Source organism: Xylanibacter caecicola (assembly GCF_013166515.1).
GTDB lineage: Bacteria > Bacteroidota > Bacteroidia > Bacteroidales > Bacteroidaceae > Prevotella > Prevotella caecicola.
On the sequence record NZ_JABKKJ010000001.1, the window covers coordinates 17043 to 35850 of the forward strand.

The 18808-nt window shown below is 52.1% G+C and carries 17 protein-coding genes; 5 read left to right on the plus strand and 12 right to left on the minus strand.

Features of this window, described 5'->3' with window-relative positions:
- Positions 1-9: 9 nt before the first annotated feature.
- The 4 genes from leuS to HPS54_RS00095 all read right to left on the minus strand — a co-directional run bounded on the left by leuS (position 10) and on the right by HPS54_RS00095 (position 4540).
- Positions 10-2871 carry a leucine--tRNA ligase gene (gene leuS, locus HPS54_RS00080; protein ID WP_172343463.1) on the minus strand — a complete coding sequence of 954 codons (2862 nt, stop codon included), beginning with the start codon at positions 2869-2871 and terminating at the stop codon, positions 10-12.
- 246 nt (positions 2872-3117) lie between these two features.
- On the minus strand, positions 3118-3216 hold the full coding sequence (locus tag HPS54_RS00085) for a smalltalk protein (protein ID WP_172343464.1): 99 nt from the start codon (positions 3214-3216) through the stop codon (positions 3118-3120).
- A 150-nt stretch (positions 3217-3366) separates the two neighbouring features.
- Positions 3367-3810, minus strand: a complete 444-nt coding sequence (locus tag HPS54_RS00090; RefSeq protein ID WP_172343465.1) for an HU family DNA-binding protein — start codon at positions 3808-3810, stop codon at positions 3367-3369.
- 307 nt (positions 3811-4117) lie between these two features.
- Entirely contained in the window at positions 4118-4540 is a 423-nt protein-coding gene (locus tag HPS54_RS00095; protein WP_172343466.1) for a hypothetical protein, read from the minus strand.
- Between the two features lie 304 nt (positions 4541-4844).
- Between HPS54_RS00095 and ychF the strand changes: the two genes are divergently transcribed.
- Together ychF and lgt are read left to right on the plus strand one after the other, a co-directional pair.
- Positions 4845-5945: a redox-regulated ATPase YchF gene (gene ychF, locus HPS54_RS00100; protein WP_172343467.1), complete on the plus strand. Its 1101-nt coding sequence runs from the start codon at positions 4845-4847 to the stop codon at positions 5943-5945.
- Positions 5946-6025: 80 nt separating this feature from the next.
- Positions 6026-6880 carry a prolipoprotein diacylglyceryl transferase gene (gene lgt / locus HPS54_RS00105; protein WP_172343468.1) on the plus strand — a complete coding sequence of 285 codons (855 nt, stop codon included), beginning with the start codon at positions 6026-6028 and terminating at the stop codon, positions 6878-6880.
- A 146-nt stretch (positions 6881-7026) separates the two neighbouring features.
- Here lgt and HPS54_RS00110 read toward each other — a convergent pair whose 3' ends face one another.
- The 6 genes from HPS54_RS00110 to HPS54_RS00135 all read right to left on the minus strand — a co-directional run bounded on the left by HPS54_RS00110 (position 7027) and on the right by HPS54_RS00135 (position 12696).
- Positions 7027-8904 carry a 4-hydroxy-3-methylbut-2-en-1-yl diphosphate synthase gene (locus tag HPS54_RS00110; RefSeq protein ID WP_172343469.1) on the minus strand — a complete coding sequence of 626 codons (1878 nt, stop codon included), beginning with the start codon at positions 8902-8904 and terminating at the stop codon, positions 7027-7029.
- Between the two features lie 9 nt (positions 8905-8913).
- Positions 8914-9423: a 5-(carboxyamino)imidazole ribonucleotide mutase gene (gene purE, locus HPS54_RS00115; protein WP_172343470.1), complete on the minus strand. Its 510-nt coding sequence runs from the start codon at positions 9421-9423 to the stop codon at positions 8914-8916.
- A gap of 83 nt (positions 9424-9506) precedes the next feature.
- Complete coding sequence (locus tag HPS54_RS00120) at positions 9507-10121, minus strand: phosphatase PAP2 family protein (protein WP_172343471.1); 615 nt, start codon at positions 10119-10121, stop codon at positions 9507-9509.
- Positions 10118-11629 carry an RNA polymerase factor sigma-54 gene (gene rpoN / locus HPS54_RS00125; protein ID WP_172343472.1) on the minus strand — a complete coding sequence of 504 codons (1512 nt, stop codon included), beginning with the start codon at positions 11627-11629 and terminating at the stop codon, positions 10118-10120. Before rpoN ends, HPS54_RS00120 begins: the two co-directional genes overlap by 4 nt.
- A 55-nt stretch (positions 11630-11684) precedes the next feature.
- On the minus strand, positions 11685-12332 hold the full coding sequence (locus HPS54_RS00130) for a hypothetical protein (RefSeq protein ID WP_172343473.1): 648 nt from the start codon (positions 12330-12332) through the stop codon (positions 11685-11687).
- A 154-nt stretch (positions 12333-12486) separates the two neighbouring features.
- Positions 12487-12696: a hypothetical protein gene (locus tag HPS54_RS00135; protein ID WP_172343474.1), complete on the minus strand. Its 210-nt coding sequence runs from the start codon at positions 12694-12696 to the stop codon at positions 12487-12489.
- Between the two features lie 286 nt (positions 12697-12982).
- On the opposite strand from HPS54_RS00135, the gene HPS54_RS00140 reads away from it, so the two are divergent.
- Positions 12983-15262, plus strand: coding sequence for a right-handed parallel beta-helix repeat-containing protein (locus HPS54_RS00140; protein WP_172343475.1), 2280 nt, complete (start codon positions 12983-12985; stop codon positions 15260-15262).
- Between the two features lie 197 nt (positions 15263-15459).
- Here the strand turns inward: HPS54_RS00140 and HPS54_RS00145 are convergent, their stop codons facing one another.
- Both HPS54_RS00145 and HPS54_RS00150 read right to left on the minus strand, forming a co-directional pair.
- Positions 15460-16092, minus strand: a complete 633-nt coding sequence (locus HPS54_RS00145) for a hypothetical protein (RefSeq protein WP_172343476.1) — start codon at positions 16090-16092, stop codon at positions 15460-15462.
- Positions 16093-16377: 285 nt separating this feature from the next.
- Positions 16378-16767, minus strand: a complete 390-nt coding sequence (locus HPS54_RS00150) for a DUF805 domain-containing protein (protein ID WP_172343477.1) — start codon at positions 16765-16767, stop codon at positions 16378-16380.
- A 230-nt stretch (positions 16768-16997) separates the two neighbouring features.
- Between HPS54_RS00150 and HPS54_RS00155 the strand changes: the two genes are divergently transcribed.
- On the plus strand, positions 16998-17153 hold the full coding sequence (locus tag HPS54_RS00155) for a hypothetical protein (protein ID WP_172343478.1): 156 nt from the start codon (positions 16998-17000) through the stop codon (positions 17151-17153).
- Positions 17140-18804 carry an exo-alpha-sialidase gene (locus HPS54_RS00160; RefSeq protein WP_172343479.1) on the plus strand — a complete coding sequence of 555 codons (1665 nt, stop codon included), beginning with the start codon at positions 17140-17142 and terminating at the stop codon, positions 18802-18804. Before HPS54_RS00155 ends, HPS54_RS00160 begins: the two co-directional genes overlap by 14 nt.
- Positions 18805-18808 lie beyond the last annotated feature (4 nt).

Below are 18808 nucleotides of genomic sequence, written 5' to 3' on the forward strand. Positions count from 1 at the left end.
CGCGTCATTTTATTTTATCACGATGTTCACCATGCGTTTGGGCACGATGATGACTTTCACTATCTGCTTGCCGTCGGTGTACTTGGCAGAGCGTTCGTCGGCGAGCACGGCACTCTCTATCGCCTTGTTGTCGGCGTCGGCGGCAAACTGCATTTCAAAGCGGCGCTTACCGTTGAAAGCCACACCGAGCTGCACTGTGCTTTCCACAAGATACTTCTCGTCCCATGCGGGCCATGCCGCGTCGCACACGCTGCCTTCTCCTCCCGTAGTCTGCCACAGCTCTTCGGCTATGTGCGGGGCGAAGGGAGCCATAAGTACGGCAAGCGTATTGAGCAGTGTGCGGTTGTGGCATTTCTGCTGCTGAAGCTCGTTCACGCATATCATGAATGCCGATATGGAAGTGTTGTACGAGAAGTTTTCGATGTCCTGCGTAACCTTCTTGATGAGTTTGTGCACGCTCTTGAGCGACTCGGGCGACGCCTGTTCGTTCGTGATGCACGGGCAGTTGTCTTGTTCGGCGGCGGCTGTCTTGTTGCTACCGTAGAACAGTCCCCAGAACTTCTTCAGGAAGCGGTGGCAGCCGTCTATGCCGTTGGTGTCCCAAGGCTTGCTCTGCTCGACGGGTCCCAGGAACATTTCGTACAGTCGCAGCGTGTCGGCGCCGTACTTGTCTACTATCATGTCGGGGTTCACCACATTGTACATACTCTTCGACATCTTCTCAACAGCCCAGCCGCAGACGTACTTGCCGTCTTCGAGAATGAACTCGGCGTCGTTGTATTCGGGGCGCCATGCCTTGAACGCTTTTACGTCGAGCACGTCTCCGCTTACTATGTTTACGTCTACGTGCAGCGGTGTGGTGTCGTGTTGGTCTTTAAGACCGAGCGATACAAATGTGTTCGTGTCCTTTATGCGGTATACGAAGTTGCTGCGTCCCTGTATCATTCCCTGGTTTACGAGCTTCTTGAACGGCTCTTCCATGCAGCTCACGCCGCAGTCGAAGAGGAACTTGTTCCAGAAGCGCGAATATATAAGGTGTCCCGTTGCGTGCTCCGTTCCGCCCACGTAGAGGTCTACGTTCTGCCAGTAGTTGTCGGCGTCGCTGCTCACGAGAGCGCTGTCGTTACGCGGGTCCATGTAGCGCAGATAGTATGCCGACGAGCCTGCGAAGCCCGGCATGGTGTTAAGTTCGAGCGGGAATACCGTCACGTTGTCTATGAGAGAGTTCTCCACAACGCGCTTTCCGACAGTGTCCCACGCCCAGCGTGTGGCGTTGCCCAGCGGCGGCTCGCCCGTCTCCGTGGGCAGGAACTTGTCTACCTCGGGCAGTTCGAGCGGCAGACACTCTTCCGGTATCATGTACGGCATGCCGTCTTTGTAGTAGACGGGGAACGGCTCGCCCCAATAGCGCTGGCGCGAGAATATGGCGTCGCGCAGACGGAAGTTCACCTTTACGCGTCCCATGCCGTGAGATGTCACAAACTCTTTTGTCTTTGCTATTGCCTCCTTGACGGTAAGTCCGTTGAGCGAGAAGCCGTCCAATGTCTCCACTCCGCTGCACGGCGAGTTCATCACCGTGCCCTCTTTTGCGTCGAAACTCTGTTCGCTCACGTCGGCTCCCTCTATCAGTGGGATTATGGGCAGATTGAAGTGGCGTGCGAAGGCGTAGTCGCGCGAGTCGTGCGCCGGCACTGCCATTATGGCTCCCGTGCCGTATCCTGCCAGCACGTATTCCGAAATCCATACGGGGATGTTCTCGCCCGTGAAGGGGTTTACGGCATACGAGCCGGAGAAGACGCCTGTTACGCGGTGGTCGCTGATGCGCTCGCGCTCGGTGCGCTTCTTCACGTATGCTATATATTCGTCCACGGCGGCGCGCTGTGCGTCGGTGGTCAGTTTGTCGACGAGTTCGCTCTCGGGTGCGAGCACCATGAACGTCACGCCGAATATTGTGTCGGCACGCGTGGTGAATATTGTGAAGTCGATGTCGCTATCGGCTACGCGGAACGTCATTTCCGTTCCCTCCGAGCGTCCTATCCAGTTGCGCTGCGTCTCCTTGAGCGAGTCTGTCCAGTCTACGGTGTCCAGTCCGTCGAGCAGGCGCTGTGCGTATGCCGACACTCTGAGGCACCACTGGCGCATCTTCTTCTGTACCACGGGGTATCCTCCGCGCTCGGACACTCCGTCCACCACCTCGTCGTTGGCGAGCACCGTGCCTAACTGCGGACACCAGTTCACCATGGTCTCGCCCAGATAGGCTATGCGGTAGTTCATGAGCACCTGCTGCCGTTGTTTCTCGTCCATGGCGTTCCACTCGTCCGCCGTGAAGCTCATTTCCTCGCTGCATGCGGCGTTGAGTCCTTCGGTGCCGTGTGCGGCGAAAGCCTCTGTAAGCTCGCTGATGGGGCGTGCCTTATGGCTGTCGTTGCAGTAGTAGCTGTCGAACATCTTCATGAACGCCCACTGCGTCCACTTGTAGTATTGCGGGTCGCAGGTGCGTATCTCGCGGCTCCAGTCGAACGAGAAGCCTATCTTGTCCAGCTGCTCGCGGTATCGTTTGATGTTGGCGTCGGTCGTCACGGCGGGGTGCTGCCCGGTCTGTATGGCATACTGCTCGGCGGGCAGTCCGTAGGCGTCGTATCCCATGGGGTTGAGCACGTTGCAGCCCTGCAGACGCTTGTAGCGCGCGTAGATGTCGCTTGCGATGTATCCGAGCGGGTGCCCCACATGTAGACCGGCTCCTGAGGGATATGGGAACATGTTGAGCACGTAGAACTTCTTCCTGCCGTTGTCTTCGTTCACCATATAGGTTTTCTGCTCCGCCCATTTGCGTTGCCATTTCTTTTCTATTTCCCTGAAGTTATATTCCATGATTTTGTATGTTTCTTAATTATAGATAACGTGTGTGCGTAATAATAAATGTATGGTTACGCGTTTGCAAAGATACTTCAAACCGAGTGAAGAACAAAACAAAGAGAAAGAATAATTGTGATTTAAAAGGAGATAAAGGGAAGATATGAGGAGATAAAAGGTAGATAGAGGACAAATGCTGCATTTGGTATTGTCTTTTATCTACTTCTATCTCCCTCTATCTTCCCTTATCTATTTATTAAAAAATTACATGTTCACCGTGGCATTTACTCCTATCGCTCCGAGTATAGCCGTTGCAATAGCCACTACTATTTTAAGTACGTTCTTCCATTTTTCACTGTTCATTTTGCTCATTTTTTATTTCTTTAAAAGGTTAATGGATAAAGGGATGCCGGTAACTGCCGTTTGTTATTTTTACGTGTTATCCTGAAGGGCGGTTTACAGACATCCCCTTTTTGTGTCAGTTTATTTTTTCAAGTCGGTTGTTTCCCGTTGTCATGGTTTCGTCTCTTCCTCTTCCGCCACGATATCGTTCTTGGGAAGCTCCTGCACCTTGCATCCGGTAAGGAACTGCTTGTTGCGCTTGCGGTTCTTGTCTATCTTCAGTTCCGGCTGGAACAGCACGTGAAGGCTGCGCACGTTGTTGGTTGCGTTGAAGTCTTTCACCGTGGGCGACGACTTGCTCGACAAACCTATCTTGAACGTTCCGAAGCGGTCGAGTTTCACGCGGCGCGAGTTTTGCAGTTCGGTCTTCATCGTTTCGACAAGCTCGCTTATTACCGCCAGAATGTCCGAACGCTTCACCGTACAGTTTCGTTGCATTATGTCTGCCAGGTCGTCGGTGGTTACCGTGTCGGTGGTCACCGCTCTTGCATACCAATGTCCTTTTTTACTTGAGTTGTTTCTGTTGTCCTGATACAATTTATAAAATACTGCCATAATTGTTGTTTTTTAATTTGTTAATGAATTGGTTAATTGTTTTTGTTTCTGAAAGCTTTCGTTTGCAAAGGTATGGCAAAAATCGGTTGCCTCCAAGAACGAATGCGATACACTATGCGATACACTTGTGCATACATAATGCGATACATCTTTCGGCGTGCCCTCTCCCACCCTCTTCCATGCTGCCTTTCGGCGGTGTTTGTGGATATCTGTAAACCGCTGGAAACCATTATGTTACCTCTTGTCGTCTGAAAGGTGCCCTTTGGGCTTGTGATATGCCGCCTTTCGCATCCTGATATGCCGCCTTTCACACCATGTCGAGACGATGTCTCAGCGGATATACGATGTCCGTCTTGTCGAGCATGCGGCTGTATCTGTTTATGAAAGGCTCCTGCCTTATACCCTTTCTGTTCTGTGCGCGGTATATATACGAGCGCGGATTTGACGGTTCCGTTACGTGCAGTGCGCGGCATGTGCTGTGCACAAGTTCTTTGAAAGAGCACGGTTTGCCGCTGTCGTCGTATATGCTGCCCGACATATATGCCGTGTACACTATTTCCATAAGGTCGGTGATACTGTCTTTCCAGCGCAGTCTTTTGCCGGCGGCGTGGTTCAGTATGTAGGCAAGTTCATCTGTCAGTCTGTCTTCCGTTTGTCGTTTTTGTTGTTCCTTAACAGCTTTCTCGTTGTTGCCGTCGGTTGGTGTGGTTCTTTTGTTGATGTAAAACATGTTGCTTCTTTTGTTTTTTTATCAGGTTAATTAAACTGTACGGTTATCATGAAAACAATCCGCTGTGTACGGATTTTTGTTCCGTGACGGCAAAAATAGTGTGCTTTTGTGCAATATATGTTCAAAGACAGATATTTTTTTTAGTTTGTTGCATTTTCCTTTAATTGTTAAAATATTCGGTTTTCAATCTAAAATCATTACCTTTGCACGGGATAAGCGCAGCCTCGGCAATCGGAAACAGGTCTCATTGCGCACGGCTTGCATTATCTTCACACACATACTTAATATAAACGTTTATAGCAAGATGTCATTAAAATGTGGTATAGTGGGACTTCCCAACGTGGGCAAGTCCACCCTTTTCAACTGCCTGTCGAGCGCAAAGGCGCAGGCGGCAAACTTTCCGTTCTGTACGATAGAGCCTAATGTGGGCGTGATAACGGTTCCCGATGAGCGACTTACGCGTCTGGCGGAGATAGTGCATCCCGGGCGCATAGTACCCGCAACGTGCGAGATTGTGGACATTGCCGGATTGGTGAAAGGAGCCAGCAAGGGCGAGGGACTGGGCAACAAGTTCCTTGGAAATATACGCGAGACGGACGCCATAATACACGTGCTGCGCTGTTTCGACGACGAGAACATAACGCACGTAGACGGCACCATAGACCCTATACGCGACAAGGAGATCATAGACACGGAGCTGCAGCTGAAAGACCTTGAGACAATCGAGGCGCGGTTGGCTAAGCAGCAGAAAGTGGCAGCGGCGGGAAACAAGGACGCAAAGGTGGAAGTAGGCGTGCTTACGGCATACAAAGAGGCACTGGAGCAGGGACGCAACGCCCGCACCGTGCAGTTTGACAGCAAAGAGGAACAGAAGGCGGCGCACGATCTCTTCCTGCTCACCGCCAAGCCCGTGCTCTATGTATGCAACGTGGATGAAGCCGGGGCAAAGGGCGGTAACGTATACAGTGCACGTGTGGAGGATATTGCCCGCGAGGAGAACGCCGAAGTGCTCGTCATCGCCGCACGCACGGAGGAAGACATAGCGTCGCTCGAGACCTACGAAGACAAGCAGATGTTCCTCGACGAGCTAGGACTGGAAGAGAGCGGCGTGAACCGCCTCATAAAGAAGGCATACGCCCTGCTTGACCTCGAAACATTCATAACGGCAGGCGAAATGGAGGTCAAGGCGTGGACATACCGCCGCGGCTGGAAGGCTCCGCAGTGCGCCGGCGTCATCCACACCGACTTCGAGAAGGGCTTCATACGCGCCGAAGTGATAAAGTACGACGACTACATACAATACGGTTCCGAGGCAGCCGTGCGCGAAGCCGGCAAGATGGGCATCGAAGGTAAGGAATATGTCGTGCAGGACGGCGACATCATGCACTTCCGCTTTAACGTCTGATAATGCTATAGGCTCTATAGTTGCTATAGCTTTTATAGAACCTATAGTCTCTATAGCCCGCCCCATAAACCATAACAACAATGAACACATTCAGCTACATTTTATGGAACCCCGACTTCGAGGCGTTCCGCATAGGTCCCCTCGCCTTGCGCTGGTATTCGCTGTGCTGGCTCGCAGGTCTTGCACTCGCCTACGTCATCGTGAAGCGCCTCTACAGGCAGCAGGGAATAAAAGAAGAGCTGTTCGACCCGCTCATCATATACTGCTTTTTCGGCATAATGTTCGGCGCACGCCTCGGACACTGCCTGTTCTACGAGCCGGGACATTTCCTTGGCAGTTGGCAGGGCATAGTGGAGATGTTCCTCCCCATACGCATCACCGCCGACGGCTGGACGTTCACCGGCTATGAAGGGCTGGCAAGCCACGGCGGCACTATCGGACTCATGGCTGCCCTTTGGCTCTACATCCGCCGCACAGGTCTCGGCGCATGGCGCGTTCTCGACAACATTGCCATTGCCACACCGCTTACGGCATGCTTCATACGTCTTGGGAACCTTATGAACAGCGAGATTATAGGAAAGGTCACCGACGTGCCTTGGGCGTTCGTCTTCGAGCGTGTGGACTTTATGCCTCGCCACCCCGGACAGCTCTACGAGGCTGTTGCCTACGCCGTGTTCTTCTTCATCGGCTGGGCGCTCTACCGTCGCCGCCCCGATCGTGTGGGCACGGGCTTCTTCTTCGGGCTGTGCCTGACGCTCATCTTCACCGCCCGCTTCTTCATCGAGTTCACAAAGGATATACAGGTGGGCTTCGAATACGGCATGCCGCTCAATATGGGACAGCTTCTCAGCATACCGTTCATCGTTCTCGGCGTAACGTGTATTTTAAGGGCGGAAAGAGTAATTAAGAACAGGGAAATGAAGAATGATGAATGAAGAATGAAGAATTTGCTGCCGCTGTTCTGACAAATAAAAAATCATCATACAGGCAAATATTATAAGCCCAATAAGACTAATATGTCCTATTGGGCTTATATGTTATAGTAGCGGCAGCAAATTCTTCATTCTTCATTCATTATTCTTCATTTTTTTATGAGTTCCAAAAGCCGTTCCACCGCCTCCTCTTCCGGAATGTTTTTCAGTACGCATTCCTTTCCGCGGTATAACGATATCTTGCCTCTTCCGGCTCCCACATATCCGTAGTCGGCGTCCGCCATTTCGCCCGGACCGTTCACTATGCAGCCCATGATGCCTATTTTCAAGCCTTTCATGTGCTTCGTGGCCTCCTTTATGCGTGCTATGGTGGAGCGTAGGTCGTAAAGGGTGCGACCGCAACCGGGACAGCTTATGTATTCCGTTTTCGATGTGCGCAGGCGTGCCGCCTGGAGTATGTCGAAAGCCGTGGCGTCGATGTCCGCCGCTGAAAGCGTGCCGTCGTTCATCAGCCATATACCGTCCGTAAGCCCGTCGAACATCAGTGCGCCCATGTCCGCCGCCGCCTCAAGCTGGAAGTCGCCCTTCTCCTCTTGTGAATGACTGTACATTTGGCAGAATATTACGGGGTTTTCAACGCCGTGGTTCATCATCTCGTGTACCAGTGCGCGCTGCTCGCCGAGCCTGTTGCGGTGGCTGCTCATGCACACAACGACCACCTCGGGATGAGCCTTCAGACACGCCGTATATTCCTCTACGGGCACGCCGTATTGCAGCACGAGGAACTTCTGCTGAGCGTTTACCGACGAGATGAGAGGCATGGCGCTGTGTGGGAATATGGGATATATGCCCTCCGGAGCACCGTCTGCCGAGCCGCAGAGCCTTGCAAAGGCGTCGAAGTCCATTATATATTTAAATCCTTCAATCCTTTCCGCCGGCATCTCCTGCCCCACATAGACGTAGTCGGGCATCATGTCGCCGCTCTCTTCGCCTTTTCCCTGCGTGTATATGTTCTCCTTTATGCCGTTGGCGTTCGCGATGACCACCGGTACATTGTTGCCGCCGATATTTCCTATGGCGCGCGTCTTGCGGCGTTCGGGGTGCAGATAGTCGAACTGCAGAGCCTCGCTGCCGGGTATCACGGTGTGCCCTGCCCTGCCTGCGATATACTCCACGAGATGCTTTGCTACGGGGATTTCAGCCTCCGGTTCCTCGCTCAGCGACACCCTTATCGTGTCGCCGATGCCGTCGGCGAGCAACGCTCCTATGCCCACGGCACTCTTTATGCGTCCGTCCTCGCCTTCGCCTGCCTCCGTCACGCCCAGATGCAGCGGATAGTCCATGCCCTCCTGCTCCATTGCGTGCACGAGAAGGCGCACCGAGCGCACCATGACAACCGTGTTGCTTGCTTTTATTGAGATTACCACATCATTGAAATCCTCGCGCCGGCAGATGCGCAGAAACTCCATGCAACTTTCCACAATGCCCTCGGGCGTGTCACCGTAGCGGCTCATTATGCGGTCGGACAGCGAACCGTGGTTCACGCCTATGCGCACTGCCGTGCCGTTGTCGCGGCATATTTTCAAGAACGGAATGAACCTCTGCTCTATTTTTCGCAGTTCGTCGGCATATTCATCGTCCGTGTATTCAAGGCTTTTGAACGTGCGTGCCGGGTCTACATAGTTGCCCGGATTTATCCTCACCTTCTCTGCATACAGCGCCGCGACATCGGCAACGTTTGGGTTGAAGTGCACGTCTGCCACTATCGGTGCCGTGTATCCGTCCGCGTGCAGTCCGCTCCTGATGTTCTCCATGTTTTCCGCTTCGCGTATTCCCTGTGTGGTGAGGCGCACGTACTCGCCGCCGGCGTCTATTATGCGTTCCGCCTGTGCCACGCTGGCAGCGGTGTCGTTGGTCGGCGTGGTGGTCATCGACTGCACCCTTATGGGGTTATCCCCGCCAAGCGGAGTCGTTCCCACATTGACCGTGCAGCTCTTTCTGCGTCTGTAGTTGAACAAGTCTGTCATCTCAACCGATTAATCAATTTTGTACCGATACTTTATTTCGGCAAGCTCTTTGTTTGCCTTTTCTATCTTCTCGCCCAGTCCCGCCTTGTATGCGGCGAACTTTTCTGCAAGTTCGTTGTCTGCCAGCGCCATTATCTGCACAGCCAGTATGGCGGCGTTCATGGCTCCGTTTACACTGACGGTGGCGACGGGTATGCCCGGCGGCATCTGTATGATGCTCATCATGGCGTCCATGCCGTCGAGCACACTTCCCTTTATCGGCACGCCTATCACGGGCAGTGTGGTCGATGCCGCTATTACTCCCGGCAGTGCCGCAGCCATGCCCGCTCCGGCTATTATAACCTTTATGCCGCGCCCTGCCGCGCCTTTGGCAAAGCGTTCCACGGCGTCCGGCGTGCGATGTGCTGAAAGGGCGTTAACCTCGAAAGGCACCTGCATGTCGTCAAGAAACTTGAATGCTTTTTCCATTACGGGCAGATCGCTTGTGCTGCCCATGATTATGCTTACTTGTGGGGTCATTATTTTGAGTTTTTAGGTTTATTTTTTTCTCTGAGAACTATGAGGACTCTGAGGGTTCGGAGCTCTCAGAGAACTTTGATATTTCAAATTATTATAGCCAAATAGGCACATAACAGTCCGGTGACAAATCCTCCCACCACCTGGTGCAGCGTGTGCTGGCGCAGTATCATGCGGCTTGTTCCGAGCACGCCGGCAACGATGATGACAAGGCATAGCCACCATACGGGGTTGAAAGAGAATGTCTGTGCAAATGCCATGAGCGCGCCCGCCATGCCCCCGATGCCCGCCATGTGGGTGGAAATCTTCCAAAAAAGGTTTATCATGGAGCATATTATCTGTATTGCGAGTGCCGCGATGATAATTCTTCTCATGAAGTGCGGTATGTGCATGACTTCCATTACGTATGAACAAAGCAGGTAACACAGTATGGATATGACGTAAGGTATCATGCGCCTTTCGCGCGTTCCGATTTCAAACGGGCGCCAGTTCTGATATCTGTTGTACGCTCTTATGAGCATTGTGGGCATGAAAATGGTGAAGAGCCATGTCATCAGCAGCACCATTATCTTGTACATGGGTGGCAGCAGACTGAGATAACTCAGCGTGAAAAGAACCAGCAAGCCCACTATCGGAAGATAGAAAGGCGTGAACAGCATGCTTATGAGCTTTGCCGTAAGTATTATTCTTCTCTCTTTCATTTCTTTCTAAGTCTTGCTACAGGTATGCCCAACTGCTCGCGATATTTTGCCAGCGTCCGCCGTGCCACCGGAAATCCCAGCTCTTCCATTCTGACTTTCAGTGCATCGTCGCTCAGCGGTCGGCTCTTGTCTTCGGCGTCTATAATCTCCTGCATAGTCACCTTTATCTTTCTTGTAGACATCTCTTCGCCGTCGACGGTCTTTATTCCGTCGCTGAAAAAGTGGCGCAGCAGGAAGGTGCCCCAGCGTGTCTGTGCATATTTCATGTTGCTTACGCGCGATATGGTGGATATGTCGAGTCCCGTGCGGTCTGCCACGTCTTTAAGTATCATGGGTTTCAGGTCCGCCTCGTCGCCGTCCTGAAAGAACTTCTTCTGTATCTCTATGATCGCCTTCATCGTTACGTAGAGCGTGTGTCGTCGCTGTCTTACGGCGTCGATAAATCCCTTGGCGCGTTCCATCTTCTCCTTGGCATAGAGCAGAGCCTCCTTGTCCCGCCGGTTCATCGATGTGCGGTTTTCGCGGTATGTACGTGCCATTTCCGTAAAATCGGGCGACACATACAGTTCGGGCACCCGTCCTCGGCTTATCGTGAAGGTCACGCAGCCGTTGTCGTCGGTGTCTACTATAAAGTCGGGCGTTATCTGTTGGACGTTGCGTCCCTCGGTCTCTCCGAGCGCCGCCCCCGGTTTTGGGTTCAGCCGTAGCAGTTCGGCACATGCCGCCTCCACCGTCTCGCTGTCGGCTCCCAGACGCTGTTCTATCCTGTTGCGGTGTTTGTTCATGAAGTCGTCGAAACACTCTTCGACTATTTTCCGCATCATATCCCTCTTTGCCGACGGCCGTCTGCGCCCTATCTGCAACAGTAGGCATTCGCGCAGGTCGCGTGCGCCGATGCCCGGAGGGTCGAATGTCTGCAGCACACGGAGCACCTCCCCTATTTCCTCCTCCGACGTGTCCACGCCGTGGTATATCGCCAGTTCGTCGCATATAGAGTCGAGATCCTTGCGCAACAGCCCGTCACCGTCGAGCGAGCCTATCAGATATTCCAGTATGTCACGCCTTTTTCCGTCCAGTTCCACGTCCATTATCTGCTCTTTCAGTCTGTCGTAGAACGATATGTTGTCGCCGTAGACAATCTCTTCGTATTCGGCGCTGCCGTCCCTACCCTCTCCCGGCACCGTTGCAGGCGGCATCTCGTCGTCCATGCCTATGCCTGCAAGGGCTGCGTCAAGGGCAGACTCCCGTTCTTCGCGCTCCTTTTCTTTGTCAAAGTCTTCGTAACCGTCATCGTCGCCCTCCGTGGCATTGCCGTTGTCGGTAGCCGGCATCATGTCGTCGGGCGATGCGCTTTCCAGAGCCGGATTGTCGTCCAGTTCCGCCATGACATTCTGTTCAAACTCGGCAAGCGGCATTTCCAGCATGCGCACCACGAGCATCTGCTGCTGTGTGAGCTTCTGTGTCTGTACCTGTTGCAGGTTTTGAGTGTTTATCAGTTTCTGCGCCATATTATGCCTGTTGTTTCAGTAATCACTTGACAGTAGTGTCTTTTCCGCTTCCTTGTCATGCAAAAAACTCTTTCAGCTGTGCCGCCGTTGCCGACAGCTTCGACGGGTCGCCGTTGCCGAAGCGGTTCCATATCAGCCTGCACGGCAGCAGCAGGTGCGTCACAATAAGCTCTCCTCTGCCGAGATAAGGGTCGCAGATGCGGAACACCTCCATTACCTCCACCACCCTGCCCGGCTTTATCTTCATCATCCGTGCCAGTTCCGCCACTTCGGGCGTGCTTTCCACCATTGTCACGGGTGTCAGCCGGAAGTACAGGTCGAGTATCATTATCAGCATCACCGGTGTAAGCTCGGTGTCGTTGTCTATGATGCGGAAATCTTTCTCAAACGACTCGTTTGTCTCCACACCGCTGTAAAATTCGGATGCGTTGCTGAACCCTGCCAGTCCTCTGAGTTTCTTTACATCCCGTGCCAGTCGTGAAGTGTTTTCGCCATACCTTTCCCACAGTCGTGCTATGCTCGGCATTTTTCTGTTTCTCAGCATGAACATCTGTTCATAAAGCACCGCCGGCGGTATGTGCAGTTCAATACTCAGGCTCACCATGGCTTTTGAATACATGGCTTTCATACCCACGGGTTTACGCAGGTAAAGCTGCATCAGTAGCAGCCTGTATCCGTCTGTCCACAAAGGATGTATAAGCATAGTGTATATAAGACAGTTTTGTTTACGATAGCATGAAAGCCGTAGCCGGTGACAACCGGCGTGCCGCCTATTTAGTGCAAAGATAAAGCAAAAATCCGAGTAAGTGAACTAAACGATAAAGATTTAACGTTGGTCCGTGGATTTTATGTTTTTATCATGCCGCCAACCCCTTTCCGCTGGCAATATACATGCCCGCCGGTAACGTATCGGAAAACGTGAATACCGCCTTTGTAGGGATGTTCCATGGAACATCCGAAACCGCATGGCTTTTATCGTTCGTAATCACATCGAATTGTTCTTCATTGTCGCTTCGGCTGCACCATGGTACAGCCCTACCCGGCGCAAATTCGTCCCCATTTTCCAAGAGGTGTCCTTTCAGCTTGCAAAAGGTGCCCTTTCAGCCTCCAATATGCCGCCTTTCGCAAGCCAAAAGGGCACCTCTTGCAAACTGCTGGTACACAGTAGGATACGAGGGTGATAAAAGATGAAGGCGCAGCAACATCGATGAAAATATTCAATCGGCTTTCTCCTGTTTTGGCGGATGCTTTCAATCAAATTATAGTTAAATATATTAAAAAACTCATGAGAAAATATTTATTGTTATAATTTTACACATTCGAAAGAACAAACTGATACTAATCTAAAGGAAAATGAGAAATTTTTTGTTTGCAAAGAGGGTAGCGGTATGTGCCCTTGTAGCAGCGTGCTGTGGTGTAACGCAGGCACGCAAGTTGTATCTTGCCCCCGGAGGGACGGGCAACGGACGGAGTATAGAAAACCCCATGGGCGACCCCGTGAGCGCCATCGGAAAACTGGAGGCAGGCGACACGCTCTATGTGCGCGGCGGAATGTATGCCTTGTCGCAGACTATAAAGGTGAACCGTTCGGGAACGAAGGATCACCGCATCTGCGTGTTTGCGTATGAGAATGAGAAGCCGGTGTTCGATTTCAGCGGGCAGAACCACACCGACGAGACCACGGCAAAGGCTTCGCGGGGCATTCTGCACAACATCGGTGCTAACTACTGGCACTACCGCGGGCTGGAGATTGCCAACGCCGCCGACAACGGAATGAAACTGGAGGGCAGTTTCTGCGTGGTAGAGCTGTGTACGTTCCACGGATGCGGCGACACCGGATTGCAGCAAGGTTTCGGCAAGGGAAGCAACGGCGAGAACACGCGCAACCAGAATTTTCTGTACGGAAGGTACAACATTATTGTGAACTGCGACTCGTATGACAATTACGACACATGGTCGGGTGGGGGAGATGCGGACGGTTTTGCGATAAAACTCTTTCCCGGTCCGGGCAACGAATTTCACGGCTGCCGCGCATGGAACAACTCCGACGATGCCTGGGACTTGTACTATACCAACTTTCCCGTGCTTGTAGAGAACTGCTGGGCGTTGAAGAGCGGAGTGAACAAGGGCAATGGCAACGGCTTCAAAATGGGCGGATGCAAGCAGGGCGGAACATCTGTCGGGGCGCACGTGTTCATGAACTGTGTGGCGGCGTTCAACCTCAAGAAGGGATTTGACCAGAACCACCACCTCGAAGGCTCGTATCTCATCAACAACACGGCGTTCGAGAACGGCATAAACTATGGTTACAACATGGAGGAACCGACGTATGGCAACTGGGTGCTGCGCAACTGCATAGGCTTTGCACCCACGGACAGAAATCATACATTCACGATAATTCCCGACTCGAAAAACTGCAACTGGCTCGACATCGACGGGCTGTCGCCAATCAGCGACCGCGAGTCTACCGACAAGGTGACAAGCAACAAATACAACAAATATGCCAAGCCGTCGGCATGGCCCGACTATTCCGGTGAGTTCGAGAACCTTGATTACAACACCGCCATTGGACCGAGAGGCGAGAACGGCATGCTTCCCACAGGCTTTGCACGCCTTAAGGCAGGCAGCAAATTCATCGACAAGGGTGCCGTGATAAAGGATTTTGTTACCACGGACGCCCACAAGAAAGAGTATGAATATTCGGCAAACGCGCCTCAGGACTATTCGATGACGCTCACCGTTCCCTTTGCCGGAACCGCTCCTGACTACGGTGCATACGAGTATGGCGGCACGGACAACGCATACGACCTTGTCTTTCCCGAGAACGACGGAACCGTGGAGGATGTCACTGTGGCGCCGGGCGACGGAAAGTATTACGACGAGAAGATACTCGTAAACAACTACTTGTTCCAGGACGAGGTGATTGCGCCGGAGGTAGGGCAGTACATTTCCGCCGAATCGCAGCTGGAAGGGCAGGGCGTCATGCCGCTCTACAATGGCAAGATATCGGGCGGCGGCTCTTATGAATATCCTGCCGGACCGGGCGAGAAGTATGGCACGGGCACGTCATACGGTGCATATAAGCTGCCGAAGACGGGCTGGATAGAGTTCAACGTGCCCGAACTGGCGGCAATGGTGTCCAACATCTACTGCACCGGAAACCGCACTCTCGAGGTGACATGGGGATATACGGGCAGCGCGGAGACCAAGACCGTGACCAAGACAATGAGCACCGGAACGGCAACGGTGGACATCGCGTCAATGATAGGGACGATGGAGAAGAAGCCCGTGACGGTGCGTGTGTGCAACAAGGAGACGAAGGGTGACATGTTCCTTACAGACCTCACAATCAAGTCTTATATAGAAGTTGACGAAGACGGAAACCCCATTGTAACAGGTGTGGAGACGGTGTCGCCCGTTGTAAGGGACTTTGAGATGTATCAGACGGACAACGCCCTGATAGTATACGGTGATATGGCTTCGCTGCGTCTGTACTCTGTTGAGGGACGCATGGCGGCAGAATCGCGCATGTCGCAGTATGTAAGCACGGCAGGACTGTCGCGCGGCGTGTATGTGGTGGTGGCTGTGGCAAAAGACGGCAGCCGCTTCGTGAAGAAGATGATGCTGCGATAGGGCGTCTGTATGGAGGAACAAGGCATGATGGGGTGCATGCTCTGTCTCCTTGTTTCGATCTATAATAATTGTTACGAGGGTGTGCCAAAGATAAGCGATCATCTGCCTTGCAATGACTTTTTCTTATTTTTGGCACACCCTCTGTTTTGTATACCTGCGTATGTCTGTCGGTTTTTTTATGTCCGGTAAACGTATGCTTATCTTCCGAAGTGTCTTTTGCCGTCACTTCTGTGGTGCTTGTCCTTGCCGTCTCCGTGCTTTTTCTTCATGTCTTTGCCCGGCTTTTCGTGTCTCCGCGAACTGTTTCCTTTGTTTGCGGAATGGTGCCTGTTGCCCGGACGTACCGTGTTTCCGAAGTGTTTCCCGTTGTCGAATTTACGGCCTTTATACCAGCTTTTGTTGCCGTTCTTGTGCCAACAGTGAGCCCCTTTATAGCTCTTGTAGCCCGACGGATGACCGTAGTAGAAGTGCGAGCGATTTTTGTAGCGTGTGTATATGGAGTGTTTCCAGCCCGATTTCCAGTACACGGGGCGGAAGAAATAGTCGGCTGCGCGGAACAGACGGTACTGTGAGCTGTTCAGAACATAGCTGATGTCGAGGTTGCGGTGTGTCCAATACGATCCGTAGATGTCGCCGGAATTGTTCAACGACATCATGTAGTCGAGGTTTATCTCGTATATGGCATTGCGCTGCATGTCGTTCAGCTTCAGCTCATAAGCCATCTTGTCCGTCAGGAAAAGAGCCTCTGCGCGTGCCGTCTTGTAACTCATGGCGTTTGCCGGAACTGTCATCATGAACAGTGTTGCCAGCATGAATAACATCTTTTTCATAATAGTATGCTTTTTATTTGTGAGACATGATGTGTTTATTGTTCTCTTTTTGCAAAGGAACAATAAAAGTGTCATATAAAGAAAGGGTTTTTCCTATTATGTAGAAGAGTTTTCCCTAAAGCAGAGTAGGGGATGGAGAGGGTAATTAAGAATTAAGAGTTAAGAATGAAGAATTTGCTGCCGCGGTTGACTTAATAGGTCTTATAAGACTTATTAGCCTTATTAGTCCAATTAGCCTAATTGGCAACCGCGGCAGCAAATTCTTTATTCTTCATTCATCATTCTTCATTTAATGTCTTTCGGATTGGGTCCATATTGATTGTCGGGTTTGCTGTCGGTAATCATGAATATCAGCAGTACTATTCCGCCAACGAAAGGTACCAGACCTATAAATATCCACCAACCACTGCGGTCGGTGTCGTGAAGGCGGCGTACAGCCACGGCAAGACCGGGCAGCAGGAGTGCAAGACCGGCAAGATAATAGAATGCCATGCCTATTACTAAGGCTGTCTCTGTTCCACCGATGATGTTGCCGATGATACCTCCGACTATGCCTGATGCTATGACTGCGAGGACGGTGAACAATGCGAAAAACCAATACTCGGAGCGGCGTGCGCGACCGCTGAATGTTGCGTATTGTGACAATACGCTTTTTACTGCTTCTTTAAATCCCATAATTCTCTTGTTTTTGATTTTTAATATTATATGTGTTAATAGGTATTTGCTTAATTGCAAAAATAGCGAAACATGGCATTTTTACCCCCCCCGAAACGTTAAATAACATTAATACTGTGATTTTTGGCTATATTAATGAGTATTTTTGTAAATTAAAATTTTTGATTGTGTTGTCGCGTCGGGGTGCGACACGATGCCCGTCTTTATGAAAAACATTTATACTAAATATTATGAGAACATCTTTATTATTGCTTTTTGCGCTGCTCATCGGTTGTGTACATACCGGTGTGGCACAGGTTAAGACGCTGCGTGTCGAGGCTTCGGGCTTTAGCCCCGGTACCTGTCTGACGGCTCCCGGAGACAGTGGGGGGAGTGGTGGAGTTTAAGTTGGAGAACCGTAAGTTTGTGCCTTTCAGTCAGCAGGCGGTCCATACTACGGAGGCGACAGCTGTTGCCGGAACGAAAACGGCTGTCTCTTCAAAGGCGGAGAACGGTCTGGCGGAGACGGTGCCTTTCTTCCGTGTGCGTTATGCTCTGCCCGTTCCGCCATGTTATACGGCAAAGGAAACGGCTGAACTGACGGGAATAGACTATGGTGTATACATACATAATCACTCTCCGGGGTTTGAAATGCTTCCCAATGGGGATGCTCTCGCGGTGTATTTCAGTGCGCCTAAGGGACTTACGGAGAACGACATAGCCACCACGTTCGTGCAGTGCCGGCGCCGCTACGGAGCCGAGGAATGGGACATGCCCGAGCTTTTCTTCAAGACATACGGCGGCAACGACCAGTCGGGACTGCTGTGGCAGGACGGCGGGAAACTGTGGTTTTTCGGTGGCGGACGCTACATGTCCGACTACGTTCCGTTCCGCATAGCCACGTCGGAGGATAACGGTGCCACGTGGACTTTCAACGTACCGAAGGTGGAAGGCGCGTTTAAGGAATATACTGCGCAGCCTGTCACCAATGCTTTCCGTGGCAATGACGGCGGCATATATGTGGTTACCGATGCCAAGGGGGCACAGAGCATGCTGTGGTGCAGCCGCGACGGAGGCGTTACGTGGCGTGACATGGGCGGACGTACAAGTGCGCGCCATTCTACGATAGTGCCTCTTGACAACAGCGGAACGTTGCTTTCCATAGGCGGAAAGAATGCCGGTTGCGAGGGCTGGACACCTCAGAACATATCGCGTGACTATGGCAGGACGTGGGAAGAGAAGACCGCTGCGCCGTTCCCCATACTGGGTAGCGCACAGCGTCCGTCGCTTATTCGCCTGCAGTCGGGCGCCCTTCTGCTGGTCAGCGACGGTTATCTTATAAAGAAGAAGATTGCTCCGCCTGCATCGTGGAACAAGAGCTACAACCCTTTCGTAGCCATATCCAAGGATAACGGAAAGACATGGCACTACAAAGAACTGCCATACGGATTGCCTCACCGTGAGCGGACAATGTTGCCCACGCTTGGATACAGCACCGTGCGGCAGGCTCCGGACGGTACGATATGCGTGCTTGCCACGACATCAAGACCGGGATATGAGCTGGAGTTTAACGAGGAATGGATTTACAGTGACTCGAAGGATATAACGCCGGCAGTTGTCAGCGGCAAGTGCATGAAGACCGTGGAGCATTATGCCGACGGCAGGAAAAAGGCTGAATGGATCGGCGGAACAACTGTCGAAGGGCGTTATCTGTTAAACGGAAAGTGCACGGACTATTATCCGTCCGGCAGAAAACAGCATGAGGCTGTTTACGACAACGGGCGTAAAACGGGCACGGAAATGCTTTGGAATGAGGACGGTACGCCCGTTTGGAAATGGCAGCGCGACCTCAAGAAAGGTACTGCCACATGGACAAAGTATCATGCCAACGGCAAGCCTGCAATCGTTTCTACATGGAATCTCAATCCTGTTCCGCGCGATCTGAAGACAACAATGACATACATCGGTTATGAGGCGCAGGGACCGTCGACACATTATGACGAGCAGGGAAATGTCATTGCGCGTTACATATTCGATAGGGGAGAGCTTGTGGGGTGAGTTT